Below are 18,078 nucleotides of genomic sequence, written 5' to 3'. Positions count from 1 at the left end.
ACTCTCATCTACTAGTATTACTATTTTTTATTACTAATGTTGCCGTTTCACTCGGATGGCTAAGAGGAAAATGATGGCCATATGGAACAAAATCAACCTTACCAAGATGCGATGGAGCAGAATAGCCTCTGTCATACTCCCCCCAAATAATGTGAAGATTATACTTTGTTACTTCATTGAAATCACCTTGATCATTTTTTAGTAGTAAACTGTTAAGCTGAACCGTAGTATTTAAAATTCTAGGAGAAGTAAAACTTTTTCTTATTTTTTCAATATAATATTCAGGGATGCTCTCCATACTTTCAAACAAACCATTACTTAATAAATATCGCCCTATCAAATTAGTAGTTGCCAATTTTAATGTCCATTTGTTCATAAATTGAGGAACATTTAGCGATTTAGCATTTTTTTTAGCAACAGGTGGCTGAAGTAAAGTGATTGAATACTTCTTATCTATGTACTCTTGTACCAACGCTTCCAGAAGAATAAACGCACCGAATGAATGGCCAATTAGATGTGCACCATTCGTAGCTTTCTCCAATAACTTTTTCACTACATTCAAATAGATATCTAGAAGATTTTTCTCTAGTTTAAAAGGAGACCGTCCCAAACCTGGAAGATCCAGGATCCATACAGGTTGACCAGTTTTTTCATGAAGCTCTTGTGCTAAAGGAAATAAGTCCTCTCCATCACTCAATAAACCATGTAATAATATAAACGGTTTACCCTCTCCTTGTAATTGGTAAAGGGTAGTGTTATCGCATAATGTTCGTTTAAATAAATGATTATGCCGGCCATTTTGATACATTATTCGATAATCCAGATCAGCTACTACGGCAGGGAAAAATTTCATTACACTCGTCTTCTTAAACCAATCTCCTCCCATAATTTTTTTCGCTGAAACATTTAAAAATTTTTGTTTTGTAATAAAATTCAGTCCATCAGAAGGAATTTTTGTTATTTTACTTCCTCCACTATTCATAATTGCTTTCATAAATGGCATTGGAACAGAGATTTTTGGTGCCCTCATATTCATACTTTCCGACATAATACTTAATAATTCAGCAATGTTTTGATCGTGCTGTTTGTCTTCAACAAGTGTATATGTTTGAATAGTCGGTTGCTCCAATCTGAAAACCTGCACAATAAACTTCGCAAGCTCATCGTTTGAAATAAGTGGTAACCTATATCCCTTACATCCAGGAATCACTGGCATGAGCCCTCTTCGCATACTCATCACAAGCAAACCTAATCCTGCTATCTGCTCTGTACTCCCTGTTTTACTACTACCGACTACAGTTGGCGGATTAATTACAGAAAGCGGATAACCTACTGCTGATGCCTGCTGACGGATATAAAGATCTGCTAAAAATTTTGTTCTCTCATATGGATTTTTTATTTTCAAATAATTGTTTCCTTCTTTAAACACATCAATTGCAATCTTGCTATTTTTATCATCAAAGGGACTCATATAACCTACAACATGAATAAATTGTTGCAAACCCTTCAATTGATGAATACTTTTAGCTAATTCACTAATATGTTTGGCGCCATTTAAAAATACGGAAGCTGCCTCTTTACTTGTCGCTTGAATATCCATGGGGCCTCCTGCGTGAATAATCACATCCGTTTTCAATACCCTCTCCTTATCTTCAGCACTTAGACCTAAATCTATTTTCGTCAAATCACCTTCAATAAAGTGCATAACTTCCTTTTTTAAGATGCCTCTTTCTTGAAAAAGGCGTGTTGCTTTATTTTTCGACCTCACTAAAAGAAGAATTTTAACATCCTCTTTGGCTAATTCTTTTACTAATTGCTTTCCAATAAAGCCTGTTCCACCAGTTAAAAATACTGTTCTCATATAAAATCCCCCTTTTAGTACCGCTTAGTACTAATTTAATGTAAAAAAAATGCTTCTTTTATCGAAGCAATTTTAAAAAATGATCTGCTGTTTTCGTGATTACAGTTGCATCCTTCAATGTTTCTGAAATAAATAACGCTCCTTCAAGATTTGTAATAAAAAGTGATGCAACCTCATCAATATTAATCGTATTTCTAAATTCTCCATTCTCTACCCCTTGTTTAAGTAATAGAGAAACTTTCTTTTGTAATCCTGTAAAAAAAAGACCTATTTTTTCTTTTATTTGCGTGGCCTGTGTAGGACTTTGAATATAAAGAGTAATAAATGGACAGCTCCCCTTATACTCTCTCGACTGAACTCCTTGTGATAATTGCTTTAAAAACAGTTGGATACGATCTTCAACTAAAAATTGGTTCTGAGAAAGTACGTCATCAATTGCAGATTGATACATTTCAATCCAATAATCAACGACCCCTTCTAATAATACTTCCTTATTAGAAAAGTGATAATACACATTAGACTTTGAAACTTTGCTTACACGTACTAATTCATCCATACTTGTATAAGCAAACCCTTTTTCTAAAAATAATGTTGCAGCTACTTCAATCACACGTTTTTGATTCATTAATTTTATCTTTGTCATAACTAGAACTATATAGTACTAATTTAAATATTGCAAGTATTTATGTTAATTTTTAAAAAAGTTTGATTAAAAAAGTTCCACTAACATTGATTTTACTGCAAAAAAATCTTATTTTGAATAAAGTTGAACTGAACCCCGAAATTGTTCATTCACTATCGACTAATAGAGGTCACCATACATATCCATTAACTTAAGAAAAAGAAATGCCCCCAAAACGAAAAAATGAGCTATTTTGCTACAAGTTAGCACAAAATCTCGTTCTGGGGGCATTTACCTTTCTTAGCTTGATAGCGATGGGTGATACCCCTATTTATATAGAATTGAATTTTAACTTCACACTTAATTAGTATTTGCTATTTTTACAAAGCACATTTAAAACAATTACATTTATATATTAAATTAATATAAAATATATGCAAGAAATGGAATTTGGGTTACATGCACATAATGTAAATCAATCTACAATATATTCAACTGTGGGTACAAAAAAAAATACTCAAGGCTTCCCTTCTACTCAGGGAAAAGAAGCTACTAATGATTTAGCTATCAAATTTGATATTCGGTCATCAGAAAAAGAAGAAAAACAATCTAGTGTCAAATTTACTGAAATGGATTTATGGAAAATATTAAGAGATAAAGGTGTCCCCTTATGGATTATTATGGAGATGCTAAACAAGTTCCGTGCTGATAAGGAGAAGGAATCAAACTAAACTAAAAATAACTCTCCAACTGATGTTACTAATACTATTGAATTAACTAATGAAACAAGATTAGATATGGTACTGTAGGTTTTTAGTACTGATAGCTCATACTTTTAAAGAAAAAACCTTACAGAAAGATTCTGCAAGTTTTTTTCTCTTATTTGGAGCCGGCAAACCAAATAAATTTTAGTGAACATTATTACATCAAAAAGGTTCTTTATCAAAACATGTAGAATTAGCACGGATGCAGGTTTATATAAATGAAGAGGTGATTGTGTTGGATTATTTAACAAAATCAAAAAATTCATCAACAGGTTTGAGAAGGTATTTGGAATTCTATCCGTTAACTTCATTTTTTTTTATGGCATATGTTTTCTCGTGGGTTGTATTAATTCCATTTATCTTGTCACAATGGGGTATTTTCCCGAAAACAAAAATGTTTAATCTTTTCTTTTATGCCAATGCATTTGTAGGTCCTATGCTAGCAGCATGTATCATGATCCGAATTCTTGAAGGCAAAGAGTCATGGAAAAAAATTAGAAACAGCATTCTAACTACTAAGGTCGGTTTGAAGTGGTACTTTTTTACCCTCATCGTTATCCCCGCTGCAATGTTTCTGGGTATGGTAATAGTAAATGGAGAGATACCTACTTTCCGTGACCTTAATTTTGAATTTTTTATAACCTATCTCTTCTCTTTTATAGCAATTTTCTTTCTCGGTGGGCCTTTACCCGAGGAAATCGGATGGCGTGGTTTCGCTCTGCCTCGATTACAATCGAAATTTGGACCGTTAAAAGCTACTTTACTACTTAGTGTTTTGTGGACTTTCTGGCATCTTCCACATTTCTTAACGGCTGCACAAAAGGGTGGCCCGGGTTCTGACCTTTCTCTCCTATATATCCATTTGCCAATTTTTATTTTACTATGTTTGCCGATCTCAATCATTCTTACTTGGAGCTATAACTGCAATCACGGTAATTTATTTATTGTCATACTAATTCATGCGAGTATAAATACGTTTAGTTTAGCACAAACTCATTCCACCAACCCTGTTATAAAGAATACGGATATATTTGTAGTGATAGGATTGGGATTTGTCGCTTTACTTATTCTTATTTTCACACGAGGTAATCTGGGGTATAAACAAACTTTTAATGAAGTAGAGTTCAGCAACAATGAAAATATAAGTAAATAGAAACAAAAATCATAGAATAATAGGTTGATGACAATAGTGTACCGCCACACTGCTATCAAGTTAACAATCATATTCTTCTCCAAAACAAAAAACATTATTCTTTATTCAAAGTGAAATATAATTGTTTGCAAAGAGATTCTCCCGATACTTGGTATCATATACCTTGGATAAATTAGACAGAAAAATAGAATCTTTTCAACAGGAAAATAATTTATAGTGGATAAAATATATTTATATTGATATTGATTATAATAATGTTTTTTGAATTGTAACTTTAAGGAGGCGTTGTCGATGAGAAAATATTTCTATTTGATTGGGCAAAAAAACAAGAGGATAACGTATCACTAGCCCATAAACTATGTGCTTCCTCTTCAATATTGGAAGGAGAGTTTCAGATTGAATAAGATTTATTTAAAGGCTATTGACAAAAGTAATTGGGAAGAAGCAATTACACTTTCTGTTACAGAAGAACAACAAACATTTATTGCATCCAACCTTTATTCTATCGCAGAAGTTCAATTTCTAGATAATTTCTATGCAAACGGTATTTATCTTGATGAAAAAATGATAGGATTTACTATGTTTGGGATAGATCCTGATGATAATAATTATTGGATTTATAGACTTATGATTGATAAAAAATTTCAAGGGCAAGGTATAGGTAAACAAGCTATACCTCTGGTAATTGATAAGATAAGAAGCAATAATAACCCAAACATTTCTAAAATAATGATTGGATATGCTCCTGAAAACCTTACAGCTAAATTTGTATATAAAAAAGCAGGATTTATTGAAACTGAATTATCATCTTGGGGTGAACAGTTAGCTAAGTATTCCTTATAAGCACTTGAATTTTGTACATTAACTTTTAGACTTATTAAAGAAAAGAGTCTGATATTATAGTAATGCAGATAGGAAATAATTAAACTTTTTTCAAACACGATTTTTTTCTATTCTTAATGGTTCTAATATGTAAATAAAAAGTAGGAGGAGCCTATCCTAACAGACTCCTCCTTAAAACAATCATTCTATACATGTTAGAAATAAATTCATTTTACTAATAATGAATATTCACCGTTTTTATCATCGAATTTATATACATTTAAATAATATTTACCTGGTTTCGCTGTAAATTTCCCCTTTATAACATTTCCTTCATTTTCACCACAAGCTACATAATTTTGCATGTCTGATTCATGATAAAGTACCCATGTCATCCCAATATTTTGTTCATTTACCACAGAAATATCTACTTCTTTTGGATCTGTAACATTAAACGTATAAACATCTGTTTGATCAGGAGTAATCAGATTTCCTTTTACAAGCGTATTAAACGGGAGTACCTTCTCCTCTTCATGGGATTCACCTGTTTGCGGATCTTGTTTTACAGTAACTTTGTTTGTTCTTTGCTTTCTTTTCCCCTACTATCTTTTACTGTTAATTCCACAGTGTATGTTCCTTTTTCTCCATATACATGGGTAGGATTTGCTCCTGTACTTGTTGTATCATCTCCAAAGTTCCATAGATAAGAAATAACTTTTTCATTTTCACTTTTTGTACCATCACTATGAAATTGAATCTCTTCATTTACTATCCCGCTGTATGGTCCATTCATATTTACTATAGTATTTGTTTTCAAATTTAGTTTTCGCAATTTTAGTGTATTTGTTAACAAACTCTGTTTTTGCTTCAGTATCTTTCCTTAACAACAAATAAGACGCTAGCTAGATTATGTCAGCACCTACAGTAATTTCCATACACTTAATCAAAATCATTTATCCTCACTTTATTTATTCCTTTGTTTCCATACCCCATTCTCTTTACGATAAGTATTCTTGCCATCCATGAAGTCAACTGTATTACCCGGAATGCTATATTTCTTATTCTTATTCTTTTTCTTAGCCTTCTTCTTCTTCAGTCTCTTCTCTTCTTGAATAGCTTGCAAATCCGCCTTCCATTGTTTCAACAAATCCTTTTCACGTCGCATCAAATTTGTACCCCTTGGATTAAAATGTGAACTAAATAATTAGATTCTACCTATTTTATTAAGATAAATTACTTTTGAAAATAGAATAAACGTTAACATATTGTCAAGGTCAAATCATTATTGTTGTTATTTTTTAATAACCGAATATCAAATTTGCGTCGCATAATCCTCCACTGGACAATCACATTCGGGACCCTTTAAATAGACTTCATATAGTGGAGCAACTATCAGAATATCTATTATTCTTGATCCATTCTTCTAGTGCCATATAATCGTAACCTATATCGTCATAACTCCCATGATGTAAGGTAGTAACAATTTGATGCTGATCTAGCTTTTTATCTCCCAATCCCGCGATACATTTCCAGTGTTATCATATATAATTGGAATTCTTAATTCAATATCATTGTGGTTCGGAATATACTCTTCATCATAGAAAATGGCAGATGGAGAACCTACTATTTGAAAATCACTCATTTGTACTCTTTTATATAAGAATTAAAATGTTCATCCATATCATTAATATCGATTTGTAATCTTTGCGTTATGACACTTATTTCACTCCTCTTTCCAATTAATATATCGTAGTGTCTACGTTGGAGTGAAATGAGATCTATGTTCCTATTTATCATTTCACTCATTTCAGAAATAATCTGTAAATGTTGTCTCACTTCATGAGATAACTCCATAATTTGCAATTTCATATATTTGATGAGTGAACTTTGGTCTGATGAATGAAGAATTATTTTCATCAAAACACTTTAGAGAAAAATGATAAATACCAAAATTAAATTTATAAAAATACATAACATATTGAAGAAGTATGAAAAACGAAACTGTCGATTTACCTTCACTTTCTAATTATATGCAAACAGTACTGAGAGGAATTTTTGATGAAAATAACTAATTTAGATGGAGAAGCTACATCATTTCCAGCACTACTTAAAATCGTTCAAAATAAGAAATCTTATTATGACTTTAAATGGGGAGAAGTTAAAGATCCAGCAAAAGAAAATACTTGGAATTGGATAGCCTTCTTCTTCACGTTATTTTGGATAGCATATCGAAAAATGTATAAACTTTTCTTTCTCTTAGGACTACTACAAATTCCATGGTTTATTATTTTCCATCTAATAGATATCCCATTGTGGGTAGACATAGTCTTATATTTAGAATTTTGTTTTGTTGTAGGGTGGAACGGTAATCGTTGGTATTTTAAGCACGCTATACAAATTCTAGGAAAAGTGAAGAGTTTACCTCAAACTCAACAAGACCTGTATTTACGAGCAAAAGGTGGCACTCACATTGAAATTATGCTATGCCTCAATCTATTTTTATTATCATTTCTTTACATTATGGACATAAAATTAGCATATTTACCAACCCAAACAAATGTGAAAAATGTTGTACGTTGGAGTGAAGAAGGAGAGACATTAGAATCCTTTACCACTAACTCGAAATGGAAGTATATAAAAAAAGAAGGAAAACATTATGTAGTTGAATTTACAGGTTATGATAATAGTGAAAAAGAACATGTACAAATAGTTTTCTATGTATATTTAGAAAAACAAAATTATGAATGGCACTATGTTTACATTAATAATAAAAAGTTAAACAAAGATGATGAAAAAGAGTATAAAAAAGAAATTGAAGAAATTTCGTGGTATTAACGTACAACAGCTCACTATTATATAACTCTGGAGATAGAAATATCATATGTATTTTTTAGCACGGCTAATTACATGGTAATTATCTATCGTTAAACTGAAGCTATGATATTAAAGAAAAGTCCATATATGTTTTATTAAATGTATTTCTATTTTTTGAATTCATTTATGCGATTTTTTTATCAAATGCTTCTACATTAACTGCCCCATTCTTTTATTTGAAACATCTTTAACATATACAAGATAAAAAAGCTTATTCTATCTCACGTATTAAATCGAATACACGTATTTATCAAAAAAATCCTAACCCTGATTATTTTCAAGATAGCAGAATCAAGAAAGGTACAGAGTATATCCAGATAGATATGGAGGTTTTAATGAGCTCTCTTCAACCAGGACAAACATATGAAATATCCGACGCTTATGTAGGAATGACTGATAAAGTCCCAACTCGTGTGATTGTTCATCGGCTAACAAAAGAACAACAACAAAAACGATTACGTGATCAAGCTATACGAGAAAAAAAGAAAGGAATGACGTATTCTCCTCGTAGCAAACGACTTAGTGGTATCAATGTATATATGACAAACGCCTCTACAGATATTGTCTCGATGGGACAAGTACATGATTTGTACTCTTTACGTTGGCAAATCGAGATTTTATTTAAAACATGGAAATCATTCTTTTATATTCACCATTGTAAAAAGATAAAACGAGAAAGATTAGAATGCCATTTGTATGGGCAACTGATCGCCATTCTCCTCTGTTCTTCTACTATGTTTCAAATGCGTCAATTACTTCTTATGAAAAAGAAACGAGAGCTGAGTGAATATAAGGCCATATATATGATTAGAGATTATTTTTTTCTTATTTATCAAGCCATACAGAAAGACACCCAAGAATTATCAAAGATTCTCATTCTCCTGTTCAACCTCCTACAGCAAAACGGGCGGAAATCTTATCGATATGAGAAAAAAACGGTCTTTGATATATTAGGTGTCGTTTACAATTGTACCATGTCTGATAATCAAGCCGCTTAATTCAAAAAAGTGAAACCCGTTAAGGTTTATTTCGTATGCAAATCTTTCAATCACCTACACTTGCCCTTTAGAAAAAGAAACAATTTCGCCTAAAATGGACTTTGCATAAGCTTAGCTTGATAGCGATGTGGCGGTACCTCATATAAAGAAATTTTAAACATCTTAATCTGCCTTTCCTTTATGTAAATATGGGAATAACGAAATTACCCCAAGGATAGCTAAACAAGCTCCAATCCATAGCGGAGATACAAAACCATATCCTTTACTGATCCCAATACCACCTAGTGACGAACCAATAACAATACCTAGCGTAATAAAAGAACTATGAACGGTATTTATCATTATGCCATTACTAGCTGTCTTCATCACCCTCGCAACCATAGCTGGATTCAATGCTACACCAGTTAAACCAATAAAAATCGTAGAAATCACTGCAATGTATTTATTCTCTGCACTTAAAGCAAATAAAGACAACGCTATGATTAATATAATTAATCCACCCGTAAGTATTTTCATTGTAAATTTATCAGCGAACTTGCCAATTATTATATTCCCAATTACCGTCGCACTACCATAGAGAGCAAGTAAATATGGAATACTTGCACTTGAAAACCCTGTAACATTTGTAAAGATAGGAGTGAAATAACTAAATGCTGCAAACGTACCACCAATAATGAACATACTTGTTATATACGCTGCCCAAAGATGAATATTCTTAAATCGCAGAAGTTCGTCTTTCCAATTTAATTGCTCTTTATTTGAAGAGGATGGTAACAACCGTTGAATCATAATCCCTGATACTAGCACAAGAACAGAAACAGCCCCAAAACTAATACGCCAGCCAAAATATTGCGAAATAACGGTCGTTATAGGTAAACCTAATACAGTTGCGAACATTAAACCTGCAAGTACAATTGATGCAGCTTTTCCCCTTGAATCAGAGTGAACCAATGTCGCAGAAAAGGAAATCGCAACTCCAAAAGCTGAAGCTGAAGCAATACCAGTTATAATACGTGAAATCATCATAATATCATAGTTCCAAGCGATAGCTCCGAGCGATTGACCAATTAAAAATATGAACATTAAAAACAATAATGCTTGTTTGCTGCGCATTCGTAAGAGGATTGCAGTTAAAATGGGGCCTCCTATTACCATTGCTCCTGCATAAGCTGAAATTAAATACCCAATAGATGATACAGGAACCTGGAATGCAAGAGCAAGTTCATTCATCATACCTGCAACCATAAATTCTGATGTAGTCATACAAAAGATTGCTAAAGCTAATAAATAAATAATCGATGGCATAAAAACACTCCTTATTCATTATTGTAATGATCGGTACAAAAATAGTGCGAAAAAAGAGCGCACTAAGCGCCACAAATAGACTCTATTGTTCCTTTGATAACTTGTTCAGACAACATCCGATTTTGCATCGATACATTAAGAACACGGAATCCGTAATAACTGCTTAAAAGCAGACTAGCTAATTCCTCAGCTGATTGCTTCTTTGAAATTTCACCTGTTTGCAATCCTTCCTCCATCACTGTTTCAATAGCTTGTTTAAGAAGTTCAACATGCTTCGAGAAAATTTCTTGTACCATTAAATCGTTTTTAGCACGTTCTATACTGGCATTAATCAATAAACATCCTTTTTGATCCATATTCTCAAAGTCTTCTTTCAATGCCCATTCAAAAAAATTACTTAATCGTTCTTTAACTGGAATTGAAGTATGTAACAATTTCCTTTGTTCCCTAATCCCAATTTCATGGTAGCGTTCTAATACTTGTTTATACAGTTCATGTTTACTACCGAAAGTATTGTATAAACTTCCTTTTCCAAGTCCTGTATCACTGCATAAATCTTGTGTAGAACACCCTTCATATCCTCTTAACCAAAATGTTTTCATTGCAACATCTACAATTGAGGAATAATCAAACTCTCGAGGTCTGCCGCGTTTATTCAATCGTATCCTCCTCTCATTTTAAAGATAACATGAATAGAATACCCTTTTTGTACCATGCGGTCAATAATTTTGTTTTATTGTTACTGTAAAATAAAATTTGATTATTTTAGATTACGAATAATGAAAAATAGCCCCCTTATTCAAATTGCCTAGCGAAAAAATCACGTTTTAATAGACTTCTTTATCATCCCTACCTTTCTATAAATTACTAGTTATGAAACAAGGATCGTTTCATAACTAGTAATTTACTTGATTATCTTGATAGCTATGGAGTAGTGCCCCTATAAACAAAACCCACCAGAAACATCTAAAATCTGCCCCGTTACCCAGCGGCTATCAGAAGAAGCAAGGAATGCTACTGCATCTGCAATATCTTCAACTTGCCCTATTCGTCCGAACACAGATGAGTTTGTAGCAAAATTTCGTATTTCCGGATCATCTAGCAATTTTGCATTGATATCTGTCTTCGTATATCCAGGCATAATTGTATTCACTGTTATACCTCTTTCTCCAAGATGTTTAGCTAGAGGCAGTGTCATCGTATTTAATGCACCTTTACTTAAACCGTATGCAATTGAGCCTGTAAAACCAAGTCGTACTTCAGCTGATGAAATGTTAATCACACGGCCCTCTGCTCGTATTAATGGTAATGTTTGCTGAATTAAAAAGAATGGTGCTTTAATATTCACAGACATAATTTCATCAAAAACTTCTTCTGTCGTATTTTCAATCGTTCCTTGTGTACCTATCCCTGCATTGTTTACTAAAATATCAATCTCTGATGTACCAACTTTTATTTGTAATTCATTCTTTAACTGTTTTACTAGCTTTTTGACACCATCAATTGAATTGAGTTCAGCTTCAATTAAGAACGCTTTTCCTCCATTAGATTCAATCTCACTAATCGTTTCATCTGCAGCTGTTTTATTTCGGCCGTAGTGAATCGCAACTAATGCTCCATCTTTCGCCAATCTCATCGCAATCGCACGGCCAATTCCGCGACTCGCTCCTGTTACTAACGCTACTTTTCCATCAAGATTCTTCATTTTTTCCATCCTTCCTAAATTTCCGTTTGATAAATCCTATAATTATATTTTCATGCAAAAAACAATCATTTTAAATACATATTTATAGGTGTTTTAGTTCGTTCACTTATGATATTATAGTTATAATTTGCGATTCACTTTAGAAAACAAAACAAGGAGGCTACACAATGCAAAACGCCGTAAAACTGGATGAAATCGATCATAAAATTATGAACTTGTTGTATGAAAATGCGAGAATTTCTGTTTCAGAAATAGGACGAATTATATCCATGACGCAACCTGCTGTAAAAGAACGTATTAACAAGCTTGAAGATCAAGGAGTTATAGCGGCTTATCGAACGAAATTTGAGCCTGCAAAAATTAATAAAAACATTCAAGCATTCATCATGTTTAAAACGAGCCAATGCTCTGATTTTATCCAGTATTGTAATGCAGCTCCTGAAGTAACAGATTTATTTCGAATTAGTGGGGAATTTAATTATATGATGAAGGTCATGAGCGATTCGATGGATTCCCTCGCTGCATTTTTAGACTCCTTAATGCAATTTGGCTTGTCATCTCCTTTAATAGTATTAAAGAGTGAATTTGAGGAGAAATTGTCGTTTTGATAAAGGGATACGTATTATCCTCACTAACAGTAAAAGTTTCTCTTTCTTGAGAAAAACCAACAAAATCAATGACTAGTAAACAAAAAAGAACATTGATATTTCAATGTTCTTTTTGTATCTCTACTTATTAATTAGATTACTCTTTGAAAAGAGCACTTTAATCCCCTTACCCTTGATTCCTCTGCGCCTCTCTAAACTCCTCCTTCACCTTCTCTAACAACCCTTCTTCCGTAATTAATCGATACGCCGTATTTGCTAATGCTTTTGCCGATGTAATTAATGCTTTATCTCCAAGTTCTGAACGTGCTGCTTCTCTAAATTCATTCGTATGTGCAATTAAATCATCTGGTCCGATTTTAATGTACGGATGAATTGTCGGTACAACTTGACTTACGTTTCCTGCGTCGGTTGAACCGATCCCTACTCTTTCTTTACGATTTACATCTTCACCTAATAGTTCTAGTTCTTCCGCTACAATATCGTTATATGTTTTTGTTACGAGTAATTCATCGATTTCATTTTGGAATTGATGGATTTTTACTTTTGCACCTGTTGCTAACGCTGCTCCCTCAGCAATGTTTCTTACTTTTTCTGTTACTTCCGCGCATCTTTTTCTCGTTGCTGCGCGGATGAAGAATCTTGCTGCGGCATAGTCAGGAATAATATTAGGTGCTTTTCCGCCCTCTGTAATGACGCCATGAATTCTCACGTCTGACGGAAGTTGTTGGCGAAGTGCGTTAATACCGTTATAGAGCTGAATAACCGCATCTAATGCATTAATCCCTTCTTCTGGCGAAGCTGCAGCGTGAGCTGTTTTTCCGTAAAAATGAAAATCAAGTGGATCGACTGCTAGTGAAGGACTCGTTGTCGCTGTTTTTCCGCTCGGATGAATCATAAGCGCCGCATCAATGTCTTTAAATAAACCTGCCTTTACATAACTTGATTTCGCGCTACCATTTGGCCCGCCTTCTTCTGCTGGCGTACCAAACACAACAACTTCCCCGCCAATTTCTTCAAGCGTTTCTGATAATGCAATTGCTGCTGCAACACTAATTGTGCCGATTAAATTGTGACCACACGCATGGCCTAGTCCTGGTAAAGCGTCGTACTCCGCTAAAAATGCGATTGCTGGTCCTTGTTTTCCAGAGCTTTTTCGCGCGATAAATCCCGTTTCATGTCCAGCTATATTGTGCTGCAACTGAAATCCTGCACTGCCTAGCAATAAACTTAACGTTCTAGATGCATAAAACTCTTGGTTACCAATCTCTGGATTCGCATGAATATCATGACTTGTTTCTATGTACTTTTCCTTATTTCTTTCGATACTCTCTTCAATTGTTTTTCTTTGTGACGTTACTCCTGTCGCTCCCATTGTTCTTCCTCCTTTTATTTTCACGTAAAAAAGCCTCTTTCTAAAAGATAGAAAGAGGCTTCTGTATATACAGTCAAAATGAGCTTCTTTCTTATCTTTCAAGTTACCTTGCTGGAATTGGCACAGTATTCATAACGAATCCGCTGCCGAGGTATCATAGGGCCAGTCCCTCCACCTCTCGTGATAAGAATTTTCATAAAATTATATTAAATTATTTTTTATTCTAAGTTCATTCCAAGTAAAAGTCAAGGAATTCCTATCCGAATTTACCGAATATCTAAAAATCCTTTTAATACACCAATTGTTTCTGGTGCTTGCAGTCTTGCACATACGTACGGAAATTCCGTGCTACCTTCAAATATCATTTGAGATGTGAGCGGTGCGCCTGCCCAGAAGATTTCATCATCAATTACGATAAACGGGAATGCTTTATTTTGTCTTTGTAACTTTACATTTTTCAGTGGAACTGGTCCATCACTATAAACTATTATCTGTGCATTTGTACGCATTAACGCTTGCCATACTCGCTTATCCACTTGTTTTGTACTTGGAAGTGAAATAATAATTTTTCGTTTTGCGGCTAAAATATCTTTTAATAGCCCTTTCGGCTCTTCAAGATTCATTTCCATAAACCAGCGTAAACGTTTCGAAATTTTCCGTTCCCACAATTGTCTTGATGTCGTGCGATCATACACATCTCCATGACGTTCTATATGAGCTGTTAATTGCGATAACGCTTGTTTTCTAGAAAGATTTTTACGCATATAATGGCAATCTGATAATTGAATGAACTTCCCTCTCGCCCTTGTCACTGCTACATTGACGAGGCGATGATTTTTATGGTCAAAGAATAACACGCCAGGTCGTTCTTGCGGATAACTGTCAACTGTATCAAAGATCATCATATCTCTTTCAGAACCTTGAAACTTATGAACTGTCGCCGCTAAAACTGGTATGTTTTGATATTTCGTTCTCTGCAACATTTCTCTAATACACGTCGATAAAAAGCGTGACTGCGCCCTGTAAGGTGTCACAACACCAATTGATTGAATACCGTCTAACAATCCGATTAACATCATTTGCATCGCTACTAAACCAGACATAATGTTAAAACGTGAACCAGAAGCAGCATCTTTTAACGAAAAAGCTCCCATTTGGCTCGTATCAAATAAAACACTCGCTTCATTTGCGAACGGTTGCAATTGCGCAAGTTCTTTACGCTCTGAAACAGACGGATGATCGTATACTCTATTTTTATAAATAAATGAATTCGTAAACTTCGATATATCCGCATGCATACGTCTTTGTTCCTGCAACATAAATAGGTTCGGATGCGCTTCTGATTTATTTACAGAATCAACAATCCCAGCGTGGTAAAACATATCTTCCCCAAGCCATTTGCGAACGAGTTCATGGTTTGCCATCGCAATTGGAGGTAACTGTAAAAAGTCACCGCAAACGACGATACGTTTCCCAAGTGAAGCAGCTAATGCAATTTGCGGAACGAACGCCATACTCACCTCATCTACGACAACTAAATCAAATGTACGCTCATAAATTAGCGCATCAATGGCACATTTCGATAAAGTTGCGCCGATTACTTTCGCATTTTCAATATATTCTTTTTCTACTTCTTTAATTTTAGCCTTTTGCTTTCGAAGCTCACTTTCAATCTCTTGTATACGCTTCTTATCAGCAGATGTTGCTTTATACGATAAGATTTTTTCACGAAGATCTTGGCGTGTCTCTTCTAAGTAGAGTCTTTCCTCACCCCATGATCCGTTCGTCGTTTCAACTAACTTAGATGCAAGTAACGTTTCATGATTTCGTATATGTTCATGCTGACTATAACCGTAACGAACAATTTCGCCAGGCGTCCATTTCTTTTTCTTTTCAATTTGCTTCGTTACTTCACTCATTAATACGTCTACTGCCGCGTTACTATGAGCTAACACAAGTACCGATTTTCCTTTTTGATAATGAGCCGAAATAATACGTGATAAATTGTAAGACTTCCCTGTTCCCGGCGGTCCCCATACGTACGTTGTCGGATTGTAAAACGCGCGATATGCCAGTTCATTTTTTGGATTTTTCATCTTCTCAATATGTTTCGGACTGCTCGTCCCATCAACAAGACGCTTTATACGATTACGTTTTAGCTTGTCTTTACGTGCTTCTTTCAATCGCTCTTGCAGTTGCTCTAAAAGTTGCCACGGTTCACTGTATAAAACCGCTTCTCTTATTTCACCTTGTATATAATCATTTAATTTCAATTCTATTTCTAATCCATGTACAGATAATACTTCTCCTGTCGCTTCCTCACCATCGAACTCAATTCGAATTGGTGATCCTTCAGGTAAGCTTACTTCCGAAATAAGCTGAAATACATACACTGTATTCTCATAATCTGTATATAAAAAACGACCGTTCATGATAGAAATTTTACTACCACCTATCGTTTTCCAATGTTTAATTTCATATGCTAATGCATAATGCCACTCTTTCATCGTTTCTGATAATGAAGGAGTTTGAGTAGTTGTATTCATCGTATAATCTCCTTCCTTCTCCCCAAACATACTTTCTCACTATACCATACAACACGCTAAAATTTGTAAGGTTTTTATCTTGCTTATTTTCTTAATTTTCAATAATATATTGTATATAATTTTCAGAAAGAAGGAATCTACATGCCAGTTAGAAGAATTGAACACGTAGGACTTATGGTTGCAAACTTAGAAGCATCTATCTCATTTTATGAAGAAGTAGTCGGCTTACAGCTCCTTAAACGTATGGGGCACCCGAATCCAGATTTAAAACTCGCTTTTTTAGGTGTGGAAGAATCGAAAGAAACGATACTCGAACTCATTGAAGGCTACAATTCTTCCTTGCCAGCAGAAGGAAAAGTACATCACATTTGCTTTAAGGTAGATTCATTAGAGGATGAAATTGAAAGAATACAAAAACACGGCGTAACCTTTTTACTAGGAGAAGAAATCGAAACATTACCAGATGGAACACGTTACATATTCTTCGCTGGTCCTGATGGGGAGTGGATTGAGTTTTTTGAGACGGAGAGATAGAGTGAAACTTTAGTCAGCCCACAATAAACGGGATAATAACTTTATGATCCACATAAGGAGTACAAACTGATGAATACAGTTTTTATTATCGTTTTTTGGTACTTATACTATTGATGTCATGGGGGTATTTTGCAATTCAAAAATGCTGTTTACTTATAGCAGTATCTTTTACGAATGCAAAAATAGCCAAAATACGCAAGCAGTTCCGCATAAAAACTTGCATATTTTAGGCTGTTTAATTGTACTCCTTATTTTGTTAAAGTTACCCGTCAATTCAATTCCAAAGACCTCAGCTGACGATTAACTCAAGTACCGATTTCGGATGACCCTCATGTGATGAAGTTCATGTTCTGTATCCGCTACACTATCTGTAGCAACAGTTGCTATCTCATTTTCTTCAACACTTGACATTGCTCGATTTATAGCCTGTTCTAGCTTTACGTTCTTCTTGTTCATAGCTGTTACTAAGCGTTCTATAGTTGCTACATCTTTATGATAAAAAATTCTAGAATTATTATTGCTACATTCTTTCATTTTATTAATTAGTATGATATACCATCACAGCACCAGAAAGACTAATATAAGCTAGTATCATCCATACGTTATCATTTCTAATCTATCCTGTTTAGAAATGATAACGTTTTTTTGTACTTAAAGGTATTAAAATTTCTTAAATTGATGGGAATATAGGGTGTCCCCTATATGGTGGAGATAGAATCGTAGCGGATGACATAGGAGAAAAACTAAACGGTCTAAAAGTATTGTATTTTAATATTAAAATTTTAAGGGTAGCCAACTATATAAAATGTAACACTGACGTTCCAGGGGATTATGTTGAATACAATAATGAGGAAAAATGGTTTATGTCTATATTATTTTCTCTTCCAATTACTATATCTTTTTAGCATACTATT

13 protein-coding genes, 5 pseudogenes and 1 riboswitch are annotated in these 18,078 nt (G+C 34.1%); of the genes and pseudogenes, 7 read left to right on the top strand and 11 right to left on the bottom strand.

The features are described from left to right. Positions 1-4 precede the first annotated feature (4 nt). Positions 5-1,861 carry an alpha/beta fold hydrolase gene (locus MRP26_RS19180; RefSeq protein ID WP_242806591.1) on the bottom strand — a complete coding sequence of 619 codons (1,857 nt, stop codon included), beginning with the start codon at positions 1,859-1,861 and terminating at the stop codon, positions 5-7. A 58-nt stretch (positions 1,862-1,919) separates the two neighbouring features. Next, complete coding sequence (locus tag MRP26_RS19175; RefSeq protein WP_001072324.1) at positions 1,920-2,486, bottom strand: TetR/AcrR family transcriptional regulator; 567 nt, start codon at positions 2,484-2,486, stop codon at positions 1,920-1,922. A gap of 440 nt (positions 2,487-2,926) precedes the next feature. On the opposite strand from MRP26_RS19175, the pseudogene MRP26_RS19170 reads away from it, so the two are divergent. From MRP26_RS19170 to MRP26_RS19160, 3 genes and pseudogenes are all read left to right on the top strand, one after another. Further along, positions 2,927-3,292 (top strand): annotated as a pseudogene (locus MRP26_RS19170) (DUF3914 domain-containing protein). 157 nt (positions 3,293-3,449) lie between these two features. Continuing rightward, positions 3,450-4,400, top strand: a complete 951-nt coding sequence (locus tag MRP26_RS19165) for a CPBP family intramembrane glutamic endopeptidase (protein ID WP_142419455.1) — start codon at positions 3,450-3,452, stop codon at positions 4,398-4,400. A gap of 396 nt (positions 4,401-4,796) precedes the next feature. Further along, positions 4,797-5,243, top strand: coding sequence for a GNAT family N-acetyltransferase (locus MRP26_RS19160; RefSeq protein ID WP_053564032.1), 447 nt, complete (start codon positions 4,797-4,799; stop codon positions 5,241-5,243). Positions 5,244-5,449: 206 nt separating this feature from the next. Here the strand turns inward: MRP26_RS19160 and MRP26_RS19155 are convergent. From MRP26_RS19155 to MRP26_RS19145, 3 genes and pseudogenes are all read right to left on the bottom strand, one after another. Continuing rightward, positions 5,450-6,036: pseudogene (locus MRP26_RS19155) on the bottom strand (PKD domain-containing protein); the annotation flags it as partial. Between the two features lie 150 nt (positions 6,037-6,186). Further along, entirely contained in the window at positions 6,187-6,387 is a 201-nt protein-coding gene (locus MRP26_RS19150; RefSeq protein ID WP_197241668.1) for a hypothetical protein, read from the bottom strand. 147 nt (positions 6,388-6,534) lie between these two features. Continuing rightward, positions 6,535-7,139: pseudogene (locus tag MRP26_RS19145) on the bottom strand (GyrI-like domain-containing protein); the annotation flags it as partial. 141 nt (positions 7,140-7,280) lie between these two features. Between MRP26_RS19145 and MRP26_RS19140 the strand changes: the two are divergent. Beyond that, positions 7,281-8,057, top strand: coding sequence for a DUF2628 domain-containing protein (locus MRP26_RS19140; protein ID WP_071731940.1), 777 nt, complete (start codon positions 7,281-7,283; stop codon positions 8,055-8,057). A 230-nt stretch (positions 8,058-8,287) separates the two neighbouring features. Then, a pseudogene (locus tag MRP26_RS19135) lies at positions 8,288-9,094 on the top strand (IS4 family transposase); the annotation flags it as partial. 162 nt (positions 9,095-9,256) lie between these two features. Here the strand turns inward: MRP26_RS19135 and MRP26_RS19130 are convergent. The 3 genes from MRP26_RS19130 to MRP26_RS19120 all read right to left on the bottom strand — a co-directional run bounded on the left by MRP26_RS19130 (position 9,257) and on the right by MRP26_RS19120 (position 12,104). Next, the gene (locus MRP26_RS19130) at positions 9,257-10,399 is read right to left on the bottom strand and encodes an MFS transporter (RefSeq protein ID WP_001139228.1); all 1,143 of its coding nucleotides are present in this window, start codon (positions 10,397-10,399) and stop codon (positions 9,257-9,259) included. Between the two features lie 62 nt (positions 10,400-10,461). Next, positions 10,462-11,058, bottom strand: a complete 597-nt coding sequence (locus MRP26_RS19125) for a TetR/AcrR family transcriptional regulator (protein WP_001042196.1) — start codon at positions 11,056-11,058, stop codon at positions 10,462-10,464. A 281-nt stretch (positions 11,059-11,339) separates the two neighbouring features. Next, positions 11,340-12,104 carry an SDR family oxidoreductase gene (locus tag MRP26_RS19120; RefSeq protein WP_000792650.1) on the bottom strand — a complete coding sequence of 255 codons (765 nt, stop codon included), beginning with the start codon at positions 12,102-12,104 and terminating at the stop codon, positions 11,340-11,342. A 167-nt stretch (positions 12,105-12,271) separates the two neighbouring features. Here MRP26_RS19120 and MRP26_RS19115 point away from each other — a divergent pair, with 167 nt between their 5' ends. Further along, on the top strand, positions 12,272-12,712 hold the full coding sequence (locus tag MRP26_RS19115; RefSeq protein ID WP_001178563.1) for an Lrp/AsnC family transcriptional regulator: 441 nt from the start codon (positions 12,272-12,274) through the stop codon (positions 12,710-12,712). Positions 12,713-12,878: 166 nt separating this feature from the next. Here MRP26_RS19115 and MRP26_RS19110 read toward each other — a convergent pair whose 3' ends face one another. Further along, on the bottom strand, positions 12,879-14,084 hold the full coding sequence (locus MRP26_RS19110) for a M20 family metallopeptidase (protein ID WP_000501367.1): 1,206 nt from the start codon (positions 14,082-14,084) through the stop codon (positions 12,879-12,881). Positions 14,085-14,172: 88 nt separating this feature from the next. Continuing rightward, positions 14,173-14,274, bottom strand: a riboswitch (SAM riboswitch). 76 nt (positions 14,275-14,350) lie between these two features. Continuing rightward, on the bottom strand, positions 14,351-16,660 hold the full coding sequence (locus MRP26_RS19105; RefSeq protein ID WP_141544834.1) for an AAA domain-containing protein: 2,310 nt from the start codon (positions 16,658-16,660) through the stop codon (positions 14,351-14,353). Positions 16,661-16,771: 111 nt separating this feature from the next. On the opposite strand from MRP26_RS19105, the gene MRP26_RS19100 reads away from it, so the two are divergent. Continuing rightward, positions 16,772-17,164 (top strand): VOC family protein, encoded by a 393-nt coding sequence (locus MRP26_RS19100; protein ID WP_001145268.1) that lies wholly within the window; start codon positions 16,772-16,774, stop codon positions 17,162-17,164. A gap of 345 nt (positions 17,165-17,509) precedes the next feature. Here MRP26_RS19100 and MRP26_RS19095 read toward each other — a convergent pair. Beyond that, positions 17,510-17,692: pseudogene (locus tag MRP26_RS19095) on the bottom strand (hypothetical protein); the annotation flags it as partial. Positions 17,693-18,078 lie beyond the last annotated feature (386 nt).

Origin of the sequence: Bacillus sp. CCB-MMP212, from assembly GCF_022748145.1 — a bacterium.
GTDB lineage: Bacteria > Bacillota > Bacilli > Bacillales > Bacillaceae_G > Bacillus_A > Bacillus_A cereus.
The sequence above is the reverse complement of the archived record's forward strand: the minus strand, read 5'-3'. Positions and strand labels throughout refer to the sequence as shown.

What these genes read in the sequence shown, in the direction of transcription:
- MRP26_RS19150 (WP_197241668.1), bottom strand. Translation starts at nt 6,387, where the DNA reads ATGCGACGTGAAAAGGATTTGTTGAAACAATGGAAGGCGGATTTGCAA.
- MRP26_RS19120 (WP_000792650.1), bottom strand. Translation starts at nt 12,104, where the DNA reads ATGAAGAATCTTGATGGAAAAGTAGCGTTAGTAACAGGAGCGAGTCGC.
- MRP26_RS19130 (WP_001139228.1), bottom strand. Translation starts at nt 10,399, where the DNA reads ATGCCATCGATTATTTATTTATTAGCTTTAGCAATCTTTTGTATGACT.
- MRP26_RS19100 (WP_001145268.1), top strand. Translation starts at nt 16,772, where the DNA reads ATGCCAGTTAGAAGAATTGAACACGTAGGACTTATGGTTGCAAACTTA.
- MRP26_RS19140 (WP_071731940.1), top strand. Translation starts at nt 7,281, where the DNA reads ATGAAAATAACTAATTTAGATGGAGAAGCTACATCATTTCCAGCACTA.
- MRP26_RS19180 (WP_242806591.1), bottom strand. Translation starts at nt 1,861, where the DNA reads ATGAGAACAGTATTTTTAACTGGTGGAACAGGCTTTATTGGAAAGCAA.
- MRP26_RS19110 (WP_000501367.1), bottom strand. Translation starts at nt 14,084, where the DNA reads ATGGGAGCGACAGGAGTAACGTCACAAAGAAAAACAATTGAAGAGAGT.
- MRP26_RS19115 (WP_001178563.1), top strand. Translation starts at nt 12,272, where the DNA reads ATGCAAAACGCCGTAAAACTGGATGAAATCGATCATAAAATTATGAAC.
- MRP26_RS19165 (WP_142419455.1), top strand. Translation starts at nt 3,450, where the DNA reads ATGCAGGTTTATATAAATGAAGAGGTGATTGTGTTGGATTATTTAACA.
- MRP26_RS19175 (WP_001072324.1), bottom strand. Translation starts at nt 2,486, where the DNA reads ATGAATCAAAAACGTGTGATTGAAGTAGCTGCAACATTATTTTTAGAA.
- MRP26_RS19105 (WP_141544834.1), bottom strand. Translation starts at nt 16,660, where the DNA reads ATGTTTGGGGAGAAGGAAGGAGATTATACGATGAATACAACTACTCAA.